This is a genomic window from Herbaspirillum sp. 3R11 (assembly GCF_004563925.1).
Taxonomy (GTDB): Bacteria; Pseudomonadota; Gammaproteobacteria; order Burkholderiales; family Burkholderiaceae_D; genus Herbaspirillum.
The window spans coordinates 506,565-526,746 of the sequence record NZ_SPNJ01000004.1 but is presented as its reverse complement, the minus strand read 5'-3'; the positions used below and the strand labels follow the sequence as shown (position 1 = coordinate 526,746).

Below are 20,182 nucleotides of genomic sequence, written 5' to 3'. Positions count from 1 at the left end.
CATCGATACTAAAAAATATCTTCTTTTAAAGCAAGAAATACCAAATTGTTTTTTGTAATGAAAGCGCCCAGTATTCCGCTTCACCACCTGTTGATCAACAGGCTTCGATAACCGACAAGCTACCGACCTTGCGGGCAGGCAGCCGGAAACGAGACAAATGAAACCCAAGCAAACCGGTTTGAAAAAAGGACTCACCAACTACGGCGACCAGGGCTTCTCGCTGTTCCTGCGCAAGGCTTTCATCAAGGGCGCCGGCTACACCGACCAGGCGCTCGAGCGGCCGGTGGTCGGCATCGTCAACACCGGCAGCAGCTACAACCCCTGCCACGGCAACGCGCCCCAGCTGATCGAAGCAGTCAAGCGCGGCGTGATGCTGGCGGGCGGATTGCCGATGGATTTTCCGACCATCTCGATCCACGAGAGTTTCTCGGCGCCGACCAGCATGTACTTGCGCAACCTGATGTCGATGGACACCGAAGAAATGGTGCGTGCGCAGCCGATGGACGCCGTGGTGCTCATCGGCGGCTGCGACAAGACCGTGCCGGCGCAACTGATGGGCGCGGCCTCGGCGGGCATTCCTTCGATCCAGCTCATCACCGGCTCCATGCTCACCGGCAGTCATCGCAGCGAACGGGTCGGGGCGTGCACCGATTGCCGGCGCTACTGGGGCAAATATCGCGCCGAAGAAATCGACGCGGAAGAAATTGCCGAGGTCAACAACCAGCTGGTCGCCAGCGTGGGGACCTGTTCCGTGATGGGCACCGCCAGCACCATGGCCTGCATCGCCGAAGCCATGGGCATGACGGTGCCGGGGGGCGCCTCGCCGCCGGCGGTGACCGCAGACCGCATTCGCGTGGCCGAAGAAACCGGCGCGCAGGCGGTGCAGATGGCGCACGACGGCCTGACCATCGACAAGATACTGACGCCGGCCGCCTTCGAGAACGCCATGCGGGTGTTGCTGGCCATCGGCGGCTCCACCAATGGCATCGTGCACCTGACCGCGATTGCCGGACGCATGGGACTCGAGATCGATCTGGAGGCGCTTGACCGCATGGGCCGCGAGACGCCGGTGCTGCTGGACTTGAAGCCCTCTGGCAAACATTACATGGAGGACTTCCACCACGCCGGCGGCATGGCGACGCTGCTACGTGAACTCAAGCCCTTGCTACGACTCGAGGCGATGACGGTGACCGGACGCACGCTGGGCGAAGAACTCGAACGCGCCGGCGACGGCTTTCCGCAAGACGTCGTGCGTTCGGCTGCCAATCCCATTTATCCGCAAGGCAGCATCGCCGTCCTGCGCGGCAACCTGGCGCCCGGCGGCGCGATCATCAAGCAGTCGGCGGCAGACGCGCGGCTGATGGAGCACGTTGGACGCGCCGTGGTGTTCGAGAACGTCGAGGACATGGCCACGCGCATCGACAGCGACACGCTGGACGTCAGCGCGGACGACATCCTGGTGCTCAAGAACATCGGTCCCAAAGGTGCGCCCGGCATGCCCGAAGCCGGCTACATCCCGATCCCGCGCAAGCTGGCGCGCGCCGGCGTGAAAGACATCGTACGGGTTTCCGACGGCCGCATGAGCGGCACCGCCTTCGGCACCATCGTGCTGCACGTCACCCCGGAGTCGGCCATCGGCGGACCGCTGGCCTATGTACGAAACGGCGACCGCATCCGCCTGAGCGTGTCGAGCCGGGAGATCGCCTTGCTGGTGACGGACGAAGAACTGGCCCGGCGTGCACAAGAGACGCCGCTGGTCATTCCCACCGCCGAGCGCGGCTATGCCAAGCTGTTCCTCGACACCGTGACGCAGGCCGACCAGGGCGTGGATTTTGATTTCCTGCGTGCGGCCAGGATGGTGGGCAAGACGCCGGAGTGAATTGCTGCAATCCGGCACCACCAGCTTAGCGCGACAACATGACGTCGATACGATGCTCCTGACGATCATCGACCAGCGTCAGGACAGCCTCAGCTAAGGCTATGCCATCGACGCTGAAGCGGCATGCTCCCGGTGACCCATTTCCCCTCGTTTGCGTGATCATGATCCGATAGGTGGTGTCGCCGTAACGGTAGTCGATGCCATAGCTGTCCCAGTCGTCCGGCACGCAGGCATTGATGGTCAGTTTGTCGCCTTCGACATGGAAGCCCAGCAGCGATTCGACCAGCAAGCGGTACATCCATCCGGCCGAGCCGGTGTACCAGGTCCAGCCGCCGCGACCGGTGTGCGGCGTGACGGCGTAGACGTCGGCAGCGACCACGTAAGGCTCGACCTTGTAGACCGCGATCTCTTCGGCATTGCGCGCGTGATTGATGGGATTGATCATGCGCATCAGGTCCCATGCCGACTGCCGGTCGCCCATGCGCGCGAAGGCCATGATTGTCCAGATGGCGGCATGTGTGTATTGCCCGCCGTTTTCGCGCACGCCGGGTACATAGCCGCGGATATAGCCGGGATTCTGATCGGAGCGGTCAAACGGCGGATCGAGCAACTGGATCAGCTTGTCGTCGTCGCGGACCAGGCGTTGACGCACCGATTGCATCGCCTGTTGCGTGCGATCGGCATTGCCGGCGCCGGACAGCACGGACCAGCTTTGCGAGATCGAATCGATCTGGCACTCGACGTTGGCGTGGGAACCGAGCGGCGTGCCGTCGTCGAAATACGCACGCAGATACCAGTTGCCGTCCCAGCCGTTCTGTTCGATGTGCTGCTGCAGCGTCTGCGCCTGCGCGCGGCACTCGGCGGCGAACGTCTGATCCTGATGGATCACCGCAACGTCGGCGAAACGCTGCATCACTTCGTAGAAGAAGAAGCTGAGCCAGACGCTTTCGCCCCTGCCGTGTTCGCCGACCTTGTCCATGCCGTCGTTCCAGTCGCAGGAGCCGATCAGCGACAAACCGTGTACGCCGAATTGCAAACCGTGGCGGATCGCACGGACGCAATGCTGATAGAGACTGGCGCTGTCGCCCGAACGTTGCGGCAGGTCATAGTAGGAATCTTCCTCTGCACCGACGGCGCGACCTTCAAGGAAGTGTACGGTCTCATCCAGTACTGACGTGTCCCCGGTGATCGTGACGTAGCGATGCACCGCCAGCGGCAGCCACAGGTAATCGTCCGAGCAATGCGTGCGCACGCCGCGATCGGTCGGCGGATGCCACCAATGCTGGACGTCGCCTTCGACGAACTGATGTGCAGCGCACAGCAACAAGTGGCTGCGCACCAGCGCCGGTTCGCTGTGCACCAGCGCCATGCTGTCCTGCAGCTGATCGCGGAAGCCGAACGCGCCGCCCGATTGGTAGTAGCCGCTGCGCGCCCACATGCGGCAAGCCAGCGTCTGGTACAGGAGCCAGCCGTTGGCCAGTACGTCCAGCGTTGGTTCCGGCGTGGTCACCTGGATTGCGCCGAGCGTGCGCTGCCAGTAATCCTTGACCGATGCCAGCGTCGCCTGTGCCGCCGTCACACCGCGATGACGCAGGATCAACGTGGCGGTATCGGTCTGGCGCGTATCGCTGAGGCCGAGCACGAACACCAGCTCACGCTCCTGACCGGGCGCCAGGTCGAACGTGGTCTGTATCGCGGCGCAGGGGTCCAGGCCGGCGCCGGTCTTGCCCGACAGGCGCTGCCGTTCCAGCGCGATGGGATCCTGCAGCGAGCGGTTGCGTCCGATGAACTCCTTGCGATCGCAGGTGACGTTCTTGGCGGCGGCGTCGAGATCAAAGAAGGCGACACGTTGCGGAAACTCCGTGTTGTAGTGGTTGCTGGCCAGCAGTGCGCCGGTGGCCGTGTCGGTCTCGGTATTGACATGCATCGCCGTCTTGGCGCGCAAGTCGCCGAGCACCCATTCGACGTAGCCGATGGCGGACAAACGACGCTGCGCCTGTGAATCGTTGCGTACGCGCAGCACCATGTATTTCACCGGCGCATCCAGGGCGACGAACGTGCTCAGTGCCGAGAAGATACCGGCTTCGCTATGCTCAAACACGCTGTAGCCGAAACCATGGCGCGTCAGGTATTCACCCGTTCCGCGTCGCGGCAGCGGCGTCGGCGACCAGCTGGCGCCGCTGTATTCGTCACGCAGATAGAAGGCTTCGCCGCCGCCGTCGCTGACCGGATCGTTGGCCCACGGCGTGAGGCGGAATTCATGCGCGTTCTCGGCCCAGCTATAGGCTTGCCCGCTCTCCGAGACCACACTGCCGAACTGCGCATTGGCAATGACGTTGCTCCACGGCGCCGGCGTATGACGGTCGTCACCGGTGACGATCAGATATTCGCGGCCGTCGGCGCTGAAGCCGCCCATGCCGTTGTCCAGCAATGGTGCGGGTGCACGCGCGGCCGGCAACGTCGCGATGGTGGCGTCAGCAACCAGATCGGTCCTCGCGGACAACAACGGCATCTTCACCTCAGGCGCATCGCGCCGCGCGACTTGCTCGGCCAGCGTACCGCTGCTGTCGTTCAGGATCACGCGCGCCACCGATTGGAACAGAATACGGTCCTCGTCGGAGATCTGGTCGAGCAGGCGCACGAAGATGCCGCCCGGACGGTCGATGGTATGCGCGCCGGTGACGGAGGAGATCATGTTCAGGATCTGCTCCTGCAGCACTTGCCGGTAACCGGCGTGATCTTCGTTCCAGATCACCAGATCGACCGCCAGCCCCTTCGAGCGCCAGTAAGCATGCGCCTGCACCAGCTGGCGCACCAGTTCGATGCTGGCCATGTCGCGTATCTGCACCAGCACGATCGGCAGGTCGCCCGAAATCGCATAGCTCCACAGCGCCGACTGGCCGCGCCGGTTGCGCGCGAGGATGCTGGCGTCGGCGCGCAACAGGGGATTGGCGTAGACCACCGAGTTCGCCAGGCGGCCGTACAGTTGCGCATCCGCTTCGCTGGCGTTGAGCTGGCGCAGCACCACCTGGTTGTGGGTCCATGCCAGTTCCATGACGCGATCGGCCAGATGGCGATCCTGGTACTTGCCGATCAGTTCTGCACAGACGTCGCGGGTGGCGGCGACGCCCGTCACCACGTCGATGGTGACGGATTGCTCCGCCTCCAGCGTGATGCGGCGGCGGATCGCCATGATCGGATCAAGCACCGAGCCGGCGCTGTTCGACAATGGTCCGGTCTGCCGCATTGCCTGCGGTGTCGCCGGCGTGTTGCCGCGGCCGAGGAACTGCATGCGGTCGGTTTCATACGACGCTGCATCAGCATGGGTATCGCCGCCGCCGTGCACCGCCATCAGGTGGAACATCCACGGTACGACTTCATTGGCTGATCGCGGCCGGCGTGTGCACAGAATGGCGCCGCGCTGCATGTCGATCTCGGTCTGCACGAACAGGTTGCTGAAGGCCGGGTGCATTGCGTCCGCCGCCGACGGCGCCAGCACGACTTCGCCATAGGTGGTGATCTCCAAGGTGCGCGTGGTGCGCGAACGGTTGGTGATTTTGGTGCGGCGCAATTCGATGTCGTCTTCCGGCGAGACCACGATTTCGGTGTGCATTTCGATATCGCGATCGTTGCGACGAAACTCGGCGCGGCCTTCCGAGAAAATCACTTCGTAATGCGTCGGCGTGGCCAGCGTCGGCTGATACGCGGTCGACCAGAACTCCTTGTCGCGAATATCCTGGACGTAGCAGAAACTGCCCCAGTGATCGCGTGTGGTGTCTTCGCGCCAGCGCGTGACGGCGACATCGTTCCAGCGGCTGTAGCCGCCGCCGGCGCTGGTGACCATCACGTGATAACGGCCGTTGGACAGCAGTTGCACTTCGGGCGTGCGCGGATCGGGCCGGCGCACGATGCGAATCTGCTGGTCCTGCGCGGTGGAAGCGACGCGTACATCGGCAAGCTCGGAGGCGCTGGAATAATTCGCGCCGGCCTTGGGCACGCGCTCGTGCAGCAGCGACATGGTGGCCTGGAACAGCGGATACGATTCGAAGCGGCGCTGCATCGGCCGGTCCAGCAACAGATACGCCAGCGACAGCAATCCCATGCCCTGGTGATGCGCCATGAAGGAGCGGATCAGGGCATTGTTCTGACCGCGCGGCAGGCGCGATGCGGTGTAGTCGATGGCCTCATACATGCCGAAGACGCCTTCGAATCCTGCCGCACTCATCGCCTGCAGATTGCTGCAAGCCTGTTCCGGCGCGACCATCAGCGCCATCATCGAGGCATACGGCGCAATCACCAGGTCGTCGCCCAGTCCGCGCTTGAAGCCGAGACCCGGCACGCCGAAGGTGCGGTACTGGTAATTCAGGCTGGCGTCGAAGCTGTGATAGCCCGATTCCGACATGCCCCAGTAGACGCCGCGTTGTGCGCCGTAGCTGATCTGCCGTTCCACCACCGAGCGATAGGTCTGGTCGAGCAGGGTGCCGCCAAAAGTCGGCATCACCAGCAAGGGCATCAGGTATTCGAACATCGAACCGCTCCACGACAGCAGGATAGGCTCGCCGCCGGCCAGCGTCAGTTGCCGGCCGAGCGCAAACCAGCTGTCTTGCGGCAACTGTCCCTGCGCGATGCCGACGAAGGTCGCGAGGCGCGCCTCCGATGCCAGCAAGTCATAGAAGCCGGTGTCGCGCCGGCGCTCGGTGACGTTGTAGCCGATCGCCAGCAGATGTGTGGCGGGGTCGTACAGGAAACGGTATTCCATGCGTGCGAACTCGCCGGCCTGCACGGCCAGCATATCGATGGCGGCCAGGCGCGCGGCGGCGAGATCGCTGGCTTCCTTGAACAGCGTTTGCAGGTCGCCCGGAACGCGCTTGCTTTCCACTGCGTTGGCAGAGACCGGTGCTTGCGCTTGCGCAATCAGTGCCGGTAACTGCGCAATCTGGCGCAGGCTGAGCGGGCCATTGAGCGTGGCTGCGAGCGATGGAAATTCCTCGCAGCAGCGTTGGAGTTGATCCGAGCGCAGCCAGGGCGCCAGCGCATGCAGTTCGGCCAGCGCTTCGCGGCATTGGCTGGCAAGCGCGCGTTCCCAGCTGCGCAGTTGGCTGAATCGTTGCGGTTGTTTGTCGGACGGCGAACCTGGTGTGCTGGTCGTGCTGGAGAACGATACCTGATTCAGCCCGCGGGAAAACTCATCCACGTGACGATTCAGGCTCTCCAGTACGACGCAGGCCTGGCTCAGCGACGTCGGAGGCGTCGCGCAGGCGCTGTCGAGTTCACGGGTGAACAGCGGCGACAATTGCTGCTCTCCGGTCAGCGGTAAAGTCCGCGACAGTTCGTGCAGGATCGCATGCGCCGTGCGTATGCCGGGGAACAGCTTGGCATGCAGCACCGGTGCATCGGCCAGCGCCTGCAAGCCCGGCAGCAAGGTCAGCAAATGGCCCGCCAGGTTGCCGCTGTCCACGGTCGATACATAAGCGGGCGGCAGCGGACGCAGATATTGTGTGTCGTACCAGTTGTAGAAATGCCCCTGATGCCGCTCCAGGGCTGCCATGGTCTGGAAGGTGTTGCGCGTGCGTTCCAGCAACTGGCCGCCAGGGATGTAGCCGAAATCGTAGGCCGTCAGGTTGGCCAGCAGCGACAGGCCGATATTGGTCGGCGAGGTGCGCCGCGCCAGCACTTCTACCGGATGTTCCTGCATGTTGTCGGGCGGCAGCCAGTTGTCGGCCGGACCGACGTAGGTTTCAAAGAACAGCCAGGTCTTGCGCGCCAGCGCATGCAGATAGCTTTGCTGGGTATCGTCAAGACGCGGCGCGCGTCGCAGGATCGGCTGGCTGATGCGAAACACGATCACCGGCGCCAGCCACCACAGCAGCAGGATGGGCGCGGCAGCGGTCAGCGCCATGGGATGGCGCAGCACCAGATACACGGCGACGGCAAGCGCCAGCAGCGGCGATTGCCACATCGCCGTGTAGTAGGAGCGCAATCCATTGCCGGCGCGGGCATTGGCTTCGCCGGAACTGTTCCAGTCGAGCAGGCCCTTGCCGGACACATGCAGACGCCATTGCGTGCGGACGATGGCGTCCAGTTGATACCAGCTCTCGTAGGGCAGCAGGCTGATGGCAAGACCTGCATGCACCAGTTGCGCGCCCAGCGTCGTGAATGCTGCCGAAACGTGTTGCTGCAGACGAATGTCGTCGGGTTTCCTGATCAGATTGAGCAGCAACGAACACACGGTCGGCACCAGCGTCACGGCCAGCACAATGCCGGTCCAGAACCATGCCCCCGGCAACAGCATCCAACCGCTCAGGGTCACCAGCGTGAGCGCCGGTGCGACCAGGCTGCGGCGCAGATTGTCGAACAGCTTCCAGCGCGACAGCGCCGACAGCGGTGTTTTTTCGTAGTGCAGCTTGCCGGCTGCATCGCGCCGGACCGGCACCCGCGGCCACATCCACGCGGCAATCTGCCAGTCGCCGCGGATCCAGCGATGGCGGCGGCTGACGTCGGCGCTGTAACGCGACGGATATTGTTCATACAACTGCACGTCGCTGATCAGGCCGGCGCGGACGTAATTCCCTTCCAGCAGATCATGGCTGAGGATGCGGTTTTCCGGCATGCGTTCCTGCAAGACTTTTTCGAAAGCGTCGACATCGTAGATGCCCTTGCCGATGAACGAACCTTCACCGAACAGATCCTGATACACGTCGGAAACCGTGCGGGTATACGGATCGATGCCGGTCTCGCCGCCATACAGCAATTCATAGCGCGAAGCTTGCGCGCTGGGTGAGCTGACGGCGACGCGCGGTTGCAGAATGCCGTAGCCGTCGCTGATTTTCCTTTGCGCCGGATCGTAGACCGGACGATTCAGTGGATGCGCCATGGTCGCGACAAACTGGCGGGCGGCATCGCGCGGCAGTTCGGTGTCGGTGTCCAGCGTGATGACATAACGGGTGTTGAGGAGGCCGCCGGTGTCGCCGACGATGGCGCTGAACGGTTCCTGTGCGCCACCGCGCAGGAAGGCGTTGAGGTCGCCCAGCTTGCCGCGTTTGCGCTCGTAGCCCATCCAGGTCGCCTGTGCCGGATTCCAGCGGCGCGGACGATGCAGCAGCAGGAAGTTGTCACCGCCGGCGCGCGGGTATTTCAGATTGAGCGCGTTCAGCAATTCCGTTGCGAACGCCAGCAAGGGCGCATCCGCTGGCATGTTCTCGCTGGCCGCATCGGCAAAGTCGGTCAACAGGCAAAAACGCAGATTGGCGTCCTGATTGGCGAGGAAGCGTACTTCCAGCGCCTCGACCAGATTCTCGGCGCCGGCGCTGGTAACGAGGAGGGTCGGCACCACCACCAGCGTATGGCATTCTGGTGGAATGCCGCCGGACAGATCCATGCGCGGGAGCAGCCGCGGCGGCGTCAGCAAGGGCACCAGCCAGTTGATGATCGATTGCGCCAGTTGGCTGGCAGGCAGGATAGCGAGTGCGCCCAGCACCGCCAGCCAGAGCGGATGCCAATATTGCCCGCCGCGCTGATGCGCCTCGGCCAGCACCCACCACGTCGATAGCGCGCTGATCAGGGCGATGGCGCCAAGGTAGGTTGCCAGCGGACGTGTCGATGCCAGTCGCGTCAGTTTTTCGCGTGGCGTAACAGGAATGGCGGCAGTCGCCTGCAATGACGGCAGCCCGGCGTCGATCAGGTAATAGCCGACATGCGCGCGGCGATCCGCGCCATTGTTTTGCGTTGGTGCCGCTGTTGCTACCGTAGCTGCAGCGCGCGCCATGGCGATCGCCCGATGGGCTACGTCGGTCTCCGACAGCGATCCTTCGCGCGAGATTTTTTCCACCACGTGGCGATAGCGATCGCGTGTCGCAAAGTCCATGCGCGCATAGGTATCGTCGGGATCTTCGCGCAGGATGTGATCGACTGCGCTCATGGTTTCGACGAACTCGCGCCAGTCCATGCTGCTCAGGAATCGCAGGGAGCCGATGCTGTTGCTGATGGAGACCTGGTCGGCGGCCTGACTCTGGCTTTCCTGTTGCACCAGCTGCTCGATGCTGTTGCCGGATGCGGTCAGGCGTTGCGCCAGCCAGGTCAGGGGCAGTGTCAGAGTCGGACTCTGGCCTTGCAGCCGGCGCACCAGTTCGGCGACGAACGCGCTTTCCATCGGCGGCGCCGAGCGCGCCATGTCGGCTACTTGCAGGATCAGGTTGCTCGGATTTTTCTCGGCCACGTCGAGCATGGCGTCGGCCCAGGAATGCGCCAGGTTGCGATTGATCAGCGTGGCCGACAGGCGTGCCGCAACGCGTCGCAGATTCTCGATCAGCGCCAGCCTCAACATGATCGGAATGGCCCACAGCTCGCCCAGGTTGAGCGTGGTGGTCTGCTGATACGCGACGACGAAGCGGCTCAGGCTCTCCGGATCGACGCGGCCGTCGCCGTGCGAGATCGTCTCCAGCGCGATGTCGTAGACGCGTGGACTGCCGGCGGAGAGGCCGTTGAGCAGGCGCGGCAATTCCTTGCTGTAGTTCTTGGGTAGATGGCGCTTGGCGGTGCGGATCTGTTCTTCGATCAGATAGTAATTGTCGAGCAGCCATTCCGCTGCAGGCGTCACCTGGCGACCGGCCTTGATGGCCTCGGTCAGGCGCGTGCAGGCATCGATGATGGTGAGTTCGTTGTCGGCCAGTCGCACCAGCAGCTTGTCGGGACCGTAGTCCGGATTGAGCTTGTGGGCGTTGGCCAGCACGCGGCCATGCTGCTCCATTTGCAAGGCGCTGAACAATTCGGCGCGCAGCGGGAGTTCTTCTATGAGGATGTTCTGGTCTTCATTCATGATTCACGTCTTTCATCCTGCCGGCACCAACGCCGATGCCTTTCGCCCGAAGCCGCGATGTTGCGATCTGCGGCGGCGGGGAGCAATCGTTTGGTACAAGCGTATAAACGCCGCCGACAACGCAGTCATGCGCAGTGAGCGGTCAATGGGGTCTAGCGGAAAGAGCTGAATCCAGGTTTGTGTGCTCCGGGTCACACGCAGGATGGCTGGGTTCGATGCGAGTTGAATCGCCGCGCGCATGCAAGCTGTTGCGGGGCGATTCAGAAAGAGGATGGATGTATTGCTTCAGGAATTGCGTCGGGACAGCTGGTTGTCGGCAATCCTCTGGGAGTGTACGTCAATTCCGGCCTGATGATGTCATTCAGGCCGGTTGCGGATAGCTGATTCTGCTGTCAGATATGGCCCTGCCGCGCTTACCTGATCATGGAAAAATGAAAGCCCCGTAGTTACAGGGGCTTTCATTGGTCATATCGATCTGTCAAAGAAAACCGATTGATATCCAGGGCACGAAGGTAATGGCAATCAAGCCCAGCAGCATTCCGAGATACAGCCAGATGCGGTCCCTAACGCAATCGCGGTACGGACCAGCAGGGTGATTAATGCACAAAGGTGATGTCGTCCTTGGCCTGCGGCGGGATCTTGATCGCAATCGCCTTGACCGGGCCATTCGTCACCACGGCGCCGGCGTGCGGCGTTCCCTTCGGGATGATGATCAGGCTGCCGGGTTTGAACTCCTTGAGTTCACCGCCCAGCCACATGGATCCGCTGCCTTCGACGATGTACTGGATCTCGTCGGTCTTGGCATGAATGTGCTTGTCGACGTTGCCGGATTGCAGATTGATGGTGGCGTTGTCCGTGTTGACCAGGGTCTTCGAGCGCAACTCCGGATAAGGGGTGGCAGGCAGCGCAGCGTGCGTGATCGCATTCAGATCGATCACGGTTGCAACCAGCGGCGCTTGCTGTGCATGGGCGTCCGGGATCAGATGTTGCACCAGCGGCGACGCCGCAATGCCGGCGGCAAATGCGCCGACGATGGCAAGCGAGACGAGTGTGATTTTTTGACGCATGGAGTCTCCATTTTTTTAGTTGTTTCGAATTGAGAAGGTAGCCGATACGGGCTGTGGCGATCATAGCATCGCCGCCGGTTCACGGTAGTCGCGTCGCCTTGCATATCGCTTTGATGCCGGGTTGTTTGGCGGCTCGCACAAAGCATGGTGTGTTCTTGGGGCTTTAATGTCTTTTCTTGGCCGGAAAGGAACGAAACACTATCCGTCGCATATCGACTTTTGCAAAGGCGAGGAGCGAAAACGTTCGCTCAGTGGCTTGGTCGTACACGGCAGCGTGTGATCGACGCTCCTGACACCACGCTGTCAGGAGCACCCGTGTAAAACGACGACTCGCATCACTTGATGCGTGTTCCCTTTGGAAAGGTCGTCATGAATTTGGTATCTATCCGTTTGATCACCGCCGACATTACTCGACTACGGAAATTTTATGAACAGCTTGTCAATCGTTCTGCTCACATATACACAGAAGACTTCTGCGAGTTGAGGACTTCAAGTGCAGTCCTGGCTTTGGGCAGCACTCGCACCCTTCAATTTTTCGGCCCGGGGATTGCAGATCCGGGACAGAATCGCTCGGCAATCATCGAATTTCAAGTTGAAAATGTCGATTCGGAATTCATGCGATTGTCCGCCTTGATAGGACCGTATCTGGTTCAAGCTCCCACCACAATGCCCTGGGGTAATCGCTCGTTGCTGTTCCGGGACCCGGACGGGAATCTGGTCAATTTTTTTACTCCGGTGACTGTCACGGCCCAGGCTCGACTCAGTCAATAAAGCACTGATTGAAGTTCCGCTTGCATGTCGGTTCCCGGTCGTTATCGGACAATCTGATTCCACCCCAAAAATACCCCTTTTGAGGCCGCCGTCGCTAGAGCACTTCCTCACTCCGTTGCCTGGCCTCTTCTCTCGCATCTTCCATTTGCCGCCGGGTATCAACCTTCGCCCGCACATGCGCCACATAGGCCTGATGACTGATCGGGGCGATCGTCATCAATTCTTTCAGATTGGCGGTACTTTCGTCGTATCGCTGATGCATGGCTACTCCTGATTAAGGGTTTAGTCTTTTTACCACACATGAAGGGGAATTCCCTTGGCTGGTGTGGGATAGGGGAATCTTTCGGCGGTCGGCGATCAGGATATCTTTCTTATCTCCGCATCCTCTTCCATCCGTAGCGGGCATGTCTGGCCGGCGGCTCAGTGTACTGCAGACTCGCTTTGCACGACGCTGTGATTCACCAGATACAGGCTGCAGGGAAGTTTCGAGCGCTCCCGGCAACTGTTCAGCGCGCGCTCGACGAAATCCGGGCCGCCGGAGCTGGTGCTCCAGATGCCCGACGGTGAATGGGCGGCGGCACGCGGAAGTGGTGTCTGCAGGAATCTGTCGTAGGCCGCTTGTTCAACATTGTTCAGTCCTGGCGGCGGCTGGCCTTCCACGATTTCCGTGACCGGTAATTCGCCCTCGTTGGTGGCGACAAACAGGCGTTTGGTCGGCAGGCCCACGCGCTGCAACAGCGCTTCTGTTGCCGGCCACCATATGGGGATGCCGGCGATGCTGCCGCTCAGGTTATGCGCATCGGTCCCAAAAGGACCGAATGCGACCAGTCTGACGTTGGCGAGGTGTGTCTTGGTATAGGCGTCGAACATGCGGCGCGCAAGTTCGGGACTGAAGAGACTATCGTTGGCGCCGTAGAACCAGACGCTCGGGATGGTGGTGGTCTTGCCGTAACTCTCGAAAGCATGCACAAGGGAGTCCTGCCAGCGGCAGCTGCCTCCCTCATAGTGCAGGCCGCCGGCGAAATTGATCAGGGCTTTCACATGCGCCGGATTGCGCGCGCCGAAGGCCATGGCGCTCAGGCCGCCGTGCGACTGGCCGATGATCACGATCTTGTCATGATCGGCCCACGGCTGTTGCTGGACGAAGGCCACGGCGGCGTGAATGTCGTCGGCTTCGTACTTGCCGTTGTATTCGAGATTGCAACCAGGAATGGCGTAGACGCCGCCGGAACGTGAGAAGCCTTCGCGCATGGGCAGGATGACCGCGTAGCCGCGCTCAAGGAATTCCCGCGCCACAACCGGCGAACGGTCGCGTGGTTGCCGCGCGGGATTGCCGGATTGTTTGCCATGGTTGATGATCGCCACGGGGAAGGGGCCCTTGCCGTTCGGCTTGAAGATGGTGGTCTCCAATTGCAAGGTGCCGCTCAGATTGGGTATTGTGATGACTTGCTCATGCATGGCCTGGCCCCAAGGCAGATCCTCCGCTATTGCGGCGCCATCCCACAATGCCACACACGCTACCCATGCCACCCATGCCACCCATGCCGTGATCAGGCGCAGAACCCGGTATGACCAGCACATCGCCAAGGCGTTTGTCGCAAGAAGACGCGCCTTCATTTGGTATTGAATCTCGTTGTTGATCCCATATACCTTCCCCTGTCATGTAGATTGTTTTGTCGCAGCCCCGCAAAATTTTTACATTCATTTCTGACGAAATGCTGATGACGGGGACAGGTCGAAAAAAAGCCCGCGGTGAGCGGGCATTTCTATTTCCTCGATATCACCATGAGGTTTTTTGCAGCGGTCACGAACAACAACCGACAGTCACTACAACCGAGGCCTTGCTTTTGCTTTATCGGTAACGGCAATGTCAGGCGCGTCCTCCGCTTCGCCTGCAGTCTGGCTGGCCGAGGTTGATGCCGAGGGGACGGGTTGGTTTGGGGGAGTAAAGCTCGCAGAACATGCGCGCTGGAGTGGCGCTGGAGTGGAACGCATGGCGTTGCGGGAAGACAGTATCTTTGGGCCGCGCAGATTTCGGCACCGGATGGGCGTCGCCGGACTGAGCTTCAAACGCAGCTCGTCAAGAGCACATGGAATCGACTTTGGCCATCAGGGCATCGAATTGAAATGGCTTGCGGAGCACGGAATAGGTCCCGACAGAATTGATCAGTTCCGGCGTCGCGCTCATGAAGATGAATGGCATATCCTTGCCTCGGCCGGAATTCCTCACCAGGTCGAATAGTTCGCATCCATTCATTCTCGGCATGGAGTAATCGGACAAAATGATGCCCGGCGTCTCGTTGTCGAGGATTTCCCAGGCTTGCTTGCCGTCCTTGGCCCGCGTGACCCGGTAACCGCCCATCACAAGCGCCACTTCGATAACGTCCAGAAAGTCCGGCTCGTCATCCACTATCAGAATGCTTTTGTTCATATTTTCTCCATAACCGACCATGACATCATCTTTACTGCGTCGCCATAGGCGCAACGCTCTTAATGCGTAGGACAAGGGGTCAATGACGGGGTCTTGCTTTGGGAATGACGACAGTGAATGTCGTTCCGGTGGAATCGCGGGACTCGACACCTATCGAGCCGTCGTGAGCTTCGGTAATCTTTTTTGCGATATACAAGCCCAGCCCCAGGCTCGTCGTTGCCCGTTGCCTTTGCTGGGGAACAATCGCCAACTGCACCATGGGATCGAAAATCGCATCGATGGCCTCTTTCGGGATCAAGGCGCCGGAATTCTGGATGGAGATCGTTGCACTGTCGGCATCCGATGACAGCGTCATCGTGACGGGCATTTCATCGCCACGGTACTGGGCGGCGTTGTTGAGCAGGTTGGTAAATACCTGCTGCAGTCTTACCTGGTCAAAGCAACCGAGGACCGGCTCTTTGGCATCCACGACGAAGGTACATTGAGAATGGACTGCGGAAGCGTCGATCACGGCGGAGTGGCAGATATCCAACATATCCGCATCGGCAAACGCCATCGGCATTTTGCCGCCCAGTTCAGCCCGTGCGTATTCCAGCAGATCGTTGATCATCGAATTCATCATGGACGCGCTCCGCTTTACGCGCGGCGCCAGTAATGCGATCCCTTCCTTTGTCATCCCGGGCTGACCCAGAAGGCTGCTGGACAGGGCGATGGTTGCCAGGGGATTGCGCAAATCATGGCCGAGAATGGCGAGAAAGGTATCTTTGGCCCGTGCCGCCTGTGCCGCATAGGTCGCGACAGATTCCGCCAGCGCCTGATCGATGGCCTCGTTGAATCGAATCAGATCCGCGCTGTGGGCTGGCGTCAACGCGTTTCCGAGGGCGAACCAGAGACGCTGCACCGTGGCCCGCAACGCGCGGAACTCGGCGGTCAGTTGCAATAGAGTGAAGCCGTCGTGTTGCCTGGCGGTTCCGTGAATGGACGCCCCGCTGGCGACGATGTTTTCTGGCGACAGGCCTTGTGATTTTCTTTGCTGTTGCTCCGCGCTTTGATGCGTGTCTATATCCAGCGCAATTGCCCGCAGAATCTGCTCTGCGTGATCCCGAACTTCCCTCCTCGACAGCAACCCTTCCAGTTCCAGCGTTCTTGCGAATCGATCCCATTCCGCAAGAACTTGTTCCATGTTGGTGATGATGAATGTCGAGAGCTTCATATGATCCAGGATGAGGGCGAAGTGCCTAACCGGACAGGGTGGGGTAAATACTCGCTAAATGCAAACAAAGGTTTCGATATTATTCGAGCGACCTACCGATAAAGAGCGGACTTGCGGCGCAATCCGCGCGTTCTCCGACTGCTTCGGCGTCAATTTCTTCGATCTGAACCGATCCGCACCGTCTCGCATTGGAGTACGCGTCGCACATGGCGAAAGCATCGAAAGCAGGCCGTTGCTCCTCGGAAATCAGGATTTGACTGATATGACGAACACATTCTGTTGAGTATGCTTGATTCAAATGCAGCGTTTCCTACCGAAACATCCCGACCGAAAGGATTCAATCATGGGCTCCAGTCTCAGCTTGACCAGCATCGGAATCATTCTTCTCGACGTGCTCCTCGTGTGGGCCTGTTTTTCGGTCGACAAGCATTTGAAATTCCTTGACGCAGAAGACATGCGCAACGAGGAAGAAGACGAGCGTCGCCTGCGCCTGATTCCACTTTTTCCTGAAGCACTGCACCCGCAGTACGGTCGCGACGCGCTTGTCCGGAACACCGCATGACCTCGTCGGCCGGCGCGATTTTGACCCCGCTACCGCATCTCCTCGCAGCCCGTCATGGCTGCCTCGCCCGCAGCCGGCTCATTCCGGCGGCGGGCTTTTTTATCTGTGCATAGGGCCGCGAAGCTGCTGAGCGTTGGATCAGACCATCGTCTTGAAAACCTGCATGGCCACTATTTTTCCTCACCCCAGATGCGTCGCCCGGAATGGTCGATTTCCGTAAGGTAGAGGCGCAGATCGAATTCGTACTGATGGTAGTTGGGCTCCATGTACGAACACAGCTTGTAGAAGGCCTTGTCGTGTTCTTTTTCCTTGATATGCGCCAGTTCGTGAACGGCGATCATGCGCAGGAATTCAATGGGCGCCTCCTTGAACAGCGTTGCGACGCGAATCTCGTGCTTCGCCTTCAGCTTCCCGCCCTGAATCCGTGAGATCGACGTGTGCAATCCGAGTGCGTGGTTGATCACATGAATCTTGTTGTCGTATCCAACCTTGTTGATCGGCTCCGCATTGCGCAGGAACTCGCTCTTCAAGTCCTGCACGTATTGATACAAAGCCTTGTCGGTGCGCAGCTCGTGCGTCTTCGGATAGCGTTTGAGCAGCACCTCGCGCAGGCGATCCTCGGCGATGAGTTGCGACACTTGCGCGCGGGTTTGTTCTGAATAGGCGCTCAGGTACTTCAGTGATGACATGGCTGGGGGGCGTGAAGGGAAAGCTGCTAGGTGGCTTTGGGCAGCGCGCATTTTCTCATTGGTTTGACTATTGAGGAAGTTGTCTGAATGGACATGCGTCGTGAGATATGTGCTTGTTTCGCCGGTATTAAGCTCTTAGAATTATCGCCGGGCAATATTTTGGTGTGATTTGCCCTGATATCAATTACAAAAACGGGGAAGCACTTATGTTGAAAAAACTATTCATCCTGATGGCGCTGTGCGCAGTCAACGGCAGCCAGCTGGTGCATGCAGAAGAGGCATCAGCACCGCAAGATGGCCATGCCCGCGTCCGCTTCTTTGGGCAAGCGGTGATTTCCATGACCTTCTATCCGGACAAATCCTGCTATGGCGGCAAGGGAGTGCAAACGTCCCGCTCAGGTTTTGGCGGCTTCTTCGGGAGTACGAAAAGTATATCCATCGGAATGCCGGAGACACCGGAGGTCCTCAATCTGAAAGACCGCGACGGGATTTTATCCAAAGCTTTTTATCGGGAATATGCGGTCAGTGCAGACAAGCCGTTGACAATCATAGCGACTATGGCGCAAAGCACGGGCCGCCACATGTACAGCTGCGAAAAGATCGGAGGATTTTTCATCCCGGAGAACGGAAAAGACTATGAGGTTACGTTCGACTATGGCAATGACACATGCCAGGTGAATGTGGCGCAGATTGACACTGCAGATGCTGAAGTCAGGTTGTTGCCGGTGAAAACGTCAATGGTCGCGAAGTGTTCTGCAAAAGATTGATGTGCCCCGCACGTCCGGCTATTTCAGCCAGCTCATCTCCGTCGTTTTGCCGTCAAGATAGTCCGCATTGAGCTCCGCAATGTCGCGTACGTAGTCCCACAGCGCCCGGATGCGCGCCAGCTCGCGGCGTTCCGGCGGCGCGACCAGCCACAGTGAGCGCGTGATGTCGACCTTGTCCGGCAGTATCGGCACCAGGTTGTCCGTCACACTGCCGAGGAAGCAGGGAATGATGGCGATGCCGAGGCCCGCTTTCACCGCTTGCGCCTGGGCGACGACGCTGGTGCTGCGCAGGCAGCGTGGCAGCGATGAACTCCATTTGTGCAAGTGGAATTGCTGCGGCGAAAACAGCAGGTCATCCACGAAATCGATCCAGCGGTGATCCTGAAAATCTTCCACCCGCCTGATCGGCGGATGCCGCTCCAGATACTCCGGCGTCGCGTAAGGAAGCAAGCGATATTCGCCCAGTTTTCGGGTGACGAAACTGTTGGTCCTGGGGCGGTCAAGCGCGATCGAGGTATCCACTTCCCTTTTCGAAATATTCAGCGACCGCGGCAGCGGCAGAACGTCCATGCTGACGGCTTGATGGCGCTGGCAAAAATGCGACAGATGCGGCATCAGGAAAAACGTGCCGAAAGCTTCCGTGGCGCCGATCCTTATCTCTCCGCTCAGCTCCATGCGATCGCCCTGGGAAACCTGCGACTCGATCACGGAAAGCGTGCTTTCCAGCTTCTCCGCGTGTTCAAAAAGATGATGGCCTGCCGTGGTCAGGCGCAGGCCCTGGGCGCTGCGATCAAACAGCTTCGAGCCGACATCTTTCTCCAGTTTGCCGATCCGCCGGGACACGGTCGACTGGCTCATCTTCAGCAGATGAGACGCCTCTAGTCCCGACTGCGTACGCGCAGCCGCAAGAAATATCCTGAAATCATCCCAATCGAAATTGCTCATTTTTGTCTCCCTCAGTCATGGCTTAGCTATCTCCGAGCTATCCATATTTGCATAACCATCTTCCATTTTCTGCTGTAGCAAGCAGCAAATTTGGAAACTATGATGATTATCACTTTTTAGGAAAAAGCGGCAAGAAGAAAAATAGGCGCGATCGGAAGCCGTGCAGAAGAGATTTCATCAGGAGACGTTGTGACCCAGCTTAGCCATCATTTTGCCGACCTCGACGAGGTCACATTGCACTACGTTACCGCCGGCAGCGGATTTCCCGTGGTCTTGCTGCATGGCATCCCGCAGACCTCCCATGAATGGCGATACGTGATGCCGCATCTGGCAAAACACTACCGCGTTATTGCTCCCGATTTGCGCGGCCTGGGCGACTCGTCCCGGCCGGCCACGGGGTACGACAAGAAGACCGTGTCGAACGATGTGTGGCGGCTGCTTGCGTCGCTGGGCATCAGCGAGTTCCATCTGGTCGGGCATGACTGGGGCGGCCCGACGGCGTTCTCGCTGGCGGCGCAGCATCGCGATGCGGTGAAGAAGCTGGCGATTCTCGACGTCGCGATTCCCGGCGACGGCGCCGACTTTTCGCAAAACGGCCGGCGTTGGCACCACCCGCTTTTTCGCACCCTGGATCTGCCCGAAGCGCTGTTCCAGGATCGCGAGCATCTGATCATCAACTGGTTCTTTGAAAACTATGGCTACCGGCCGGACTGCATCAGCGAAGAAGACCGCAAGGAATATCTGCGCACCTATGTCAAACCGGGCGCGATGCGTGCGATGTATTCCTTCTATCGTGCGCTGCCTCAAGACGCCGAAGACAACCAGGCGATGCTCCGGAAAGACGGGAAGTTGCGCATGCCGGTGCTGGCGCTGGGCGGGGCCAAGGGATTCGGTCGCGGGATGGAAACCCTGGAATCCTTGAAGCGCGTGGCGGAAGACGTCCGGGGAGGATTGATCCCCGACAGCGGGCATTGGGTGACGGAGGAGCAACCGGAGTTCATCGCGACTGAACTCCTGAATTTCTTTGCTGAAAACTGACAAAA

At 60.0% G+C, this 20,182-nt stretch carries 13 protein-coding genes; 5 read left to right on the top strand and 8 right to left on the bottom strand.

Annotation, left to right across the window (positions count from 1 at the left end; translation table 11 throughout):
- Positions 1–157: 157 nt before the first annotated feature.
- Complete coding sequence (locus E4P32_RS19220; RefSeq protein ID WP_116435886.1) at positions 158–1,879, top strand: IlvD/Edd family dehydratase; 1,722 nt, start codon at positions 158–160, stop codon at positions 1,877–1,879.
- 25 nt (positions 1,880–1,904) lie between these two features.
- Here E4P32_RS19220 and E4P32_RS19215 read toward each other — a convergent pair whose 3' ends face one another.
- The gene (locus E4P32_RS19215; protein WP_233526730.1) at positions 1,905–10,694 is read right to left on the bottom strand and encodes a glycoside hydrolase family 94 protein; all 8,790 of its coding nucleotides are present in this window, start codon (positions 10,692–10,694) and stop codon (positions 1,905–1,907) included.
- 596 nt (positions 10,695–11,290) lie between these two features.
- Positions 11,291–11,761, bottom strand: coding sequence for a cupin domain-containing protein (locus E4P32_RS19210; RefSeq protein ID WP_116435885.1), 471 nt, complete (start codon positions 11,759–11,761; stop codon positions 11,291–11,293).
- Positions 11,762–12,130: 369 nt separating this feature from the next.
- On the opposite strand from E4P32_RS19210, the gene E4P32_RS19205 reads away from it, so the two are divergent.
- Positions 12,131–12,532, top strand: a complete 402-nt coding sequence (locus E4P32_RS19205) for a VOC family protein (RefSeq protein WP_116436045.1) — start codon at positions 12,131–12,133, stop codon at positions 12,530–12,532.
- A gap of 94 nt (positions 12,533–12,626) precedes the next feature.
- Here E4P32_RS19205 and E4P32_RS24150 read toward each other — a convergent pair whose 3' ends face one another.
- The 4 genes from E4P32_RS24150 to E4P32_RS19190 form a co-directional block, all read right to left on the bottom strand.
- Positions 12,627–12,794, bottom strand: coding sequence for a hypothetical protein (locus E4P32_RS24150; protein WP_167735769.1), 168 nt, complete (start codon positions 12,792–12,794; stop codon positions 12,627–12,629).
- 158 nt (positions 12,795–12,952) lie between these two features.
- A complete protein-coding gene (locus E4P32_RS19200) occupies positions 12,953–14,149 on the bottom strand; it encodes a CocE/NonD family hydrolase (RefSeq protein WP_116435884.1) in 1,197 nt (398 codons plus the stop codon).
- 463 nt (positions 14,150–14,612) lie between these two features.
- Positions 14,613–14,963, bottom strand: a complete 351-nt coding sequence (locus tag E4P32_RS19195) for a response regulator (RefSeq protein WP_158559745.1) — start codon at positions 14,961–14,963, stop codon at positions 14,613–14,615.
- Between the two features lie 79 nt (positions 14,964–15,042).
- A complete protein-coding gene (locus E4P32_RS19190; RefSeq protein WP_233526729.1) occupies positions 15,043–16,176 on the bottom strand; it encodes a sensor histidine kinase in 1,134 nt (377 codons plus the stop codon).
- Between the two features lie 343 nt (positions 16,177–16,519).
- Here E4P32_RS19190 and E4P32_RS19185 point away from each other — a divergent pair, with 343 nt between their 5' ends.
- The gene (locus E4P32_RS19185; RefSeq protein WP_135008768.1) at positions 16,520–16,738 is read left to right on the top strand and encodes a hypothetical protein; all 219 of its coding nucleotides are present in this window, start codon (positions 16,520–16,522) and stop codon (positions 16,736–16,738) included.
- Positions 16,739–16,908: 170 nt separating this feature from the next.
- Here the strand turns inward: E4P32_RS19185 and E4P32_RS19180 are convergent, their stop codons facing one another.
- Positions 16,909–17,427 carry a YgjP-like metallopeptidase domain-containing protein gene (locus E4P32_RS19180; RefSeq protein WP_116435881.1) on the bottom strand — a complete coding sequence of 173 codons (519 nt, stop codon included), beginning with the start codon at positions 17,425–17,427 and terminating at the stop codon, positions 16,909–16,911.
- Between the two features lie 206 nt (positions 17,428–17,633).
- On the opposite strand from E4P32_RS19180, the gene E4P32_RS19175 reads away from it, so the two are divergent.
- Positions 17,634–18,194, top strand: a complete 561-nt coding sequence (locus E4P32_RS19175) for a hypothetical protein (protein WP_116435880.1) — start codon at positions 17,634–17,636, stop codon at positions 18,192–18,194.
- A gap of 18 nt (positions 18,195–18,212) precedes the next feature.
- Here the strand turns inward: E4P32_RS19175 and E4P32_RS19170 are convergent, their stop codons facing one another.
- Positions 18,213–19,139, bottom strand: coding sequence for a LysR family transcriptional regulator (locus E4P32_RS19170; protein ID WP_116435879.1), 927 nt, complete (start codon positions 19,137–19,139; stop codon positions 18,213–18,215).
- Between the two features lie 189 nt (positions 19,140–19,328).
- Here E4P32_RS19170 and E4P32_RS19165 point away from each other — a divergent pair, with 189 nt between their 5' ends.
- On the top strand, positions 19,329–20,177 hold the full coding sequence (locus E4P32_RS19165; protein ID WP_116435878.1) for an alpha/beta fold hydrolase: 849 nt from the start codon (positions 19,329–19,331) through the stop codon (positions 20,175–20,177).
- The last annotated feature ends 5 nt before the right edge of the window (positions 20,178–20,182 follow it).

What these genes read in the sequence shown, in the direction of transcription:
- E4P32_RS19220 (WP_116435886.1), top strand. Translation starts at nt 158, where the DNA reads ATGAAACCCAAGCAAACCGGTTTGAAAAAAGGACTCACCAACTACGGC.
- E4P32_RS19215 (WP_233526730.1), bottom strand. Translation starts at nt 10,694, where the DNA reads ATGAATGAAGACCAGAACATCCTCATAGAAGAACTCCCGCTGCGCGCC.
- E4P32_RS19210 (WP_116435885.1), bottom strand. Translation starts at nt 11,761, where the DNA reads ATGCGTCAAAAAATCACACTCGTCTCGCTTGCCATCGTCGGCGCATTT.
- E4P32_RS19205 (WP_116436045.1), top strand. Translation starts at nt 12,131, where the DNA reads ATGAATTTGGTATCTATCCGTTTGATCACCGCCGACATTACTCGACTA.
- E4P32_RS24150 (WP_167735769.1), bottom strand. Translation starts at nt 12,794, where the DNA reads ATGCATCAGCGATACGACGAAAGTACCGCCAATCTGAAAGAATTGATG.
- E4P32_RS19200 (WP_116435884.1), bottom strand. Translation starts at nt 14,149, where the DNA reads ATGAAGGCGCGTCTTCTTGCGACAAACGCCTTGGCGATGTGCTGGTCA.
- E4P32_RS19195 (WP_158559745.1), bottom strand. Translation starts at nt 14,963, where the DNA reads ATGAACAAAAGCATTCTGATAGTGGATGACGAGCCGGACTTTCTGGAC.
- E4P32_RS19190 (WP_233526729.1), bottom strand. Translation starts at nt 16,176, where the DNA reads ATGAAGCTCTCGACATTCATCATCACCAACATGGAACAAGTTCTTGCG.
- E4P32_RS19185 (WP_135008768.1), top strand. Translation starts at nt 16,520, where the DNA reads ATGGGCTCCAGTCTCAGCTTGACCAGCATCGGAATCATTCTTCTCGAC.
- E4P32_RS19180 (WP_116435881.1), bottom strand. Translation starts at nt 17,427, where the DNA reads ATGTCATCACTGAAGTACCTGAGCGCCTATTCAGAACAAACCCGCGCG.
- E4P32_RS19175 (WP_116435880.1), top strand. Translation starts at nt 17,634, where the DNA reads ATGTTGAAAAAACTATTCATCCTGATGGCGCTGTGCGCAGTCAACGGC.
- E4P32_RS19170 (WP_116435879.1), bottom strand. Translation starts at nt 19,139, where the DNA reads ATGAGCAATTTCGATTGGGATGATTTCAGGATATTTCTTGCGGCTGCG.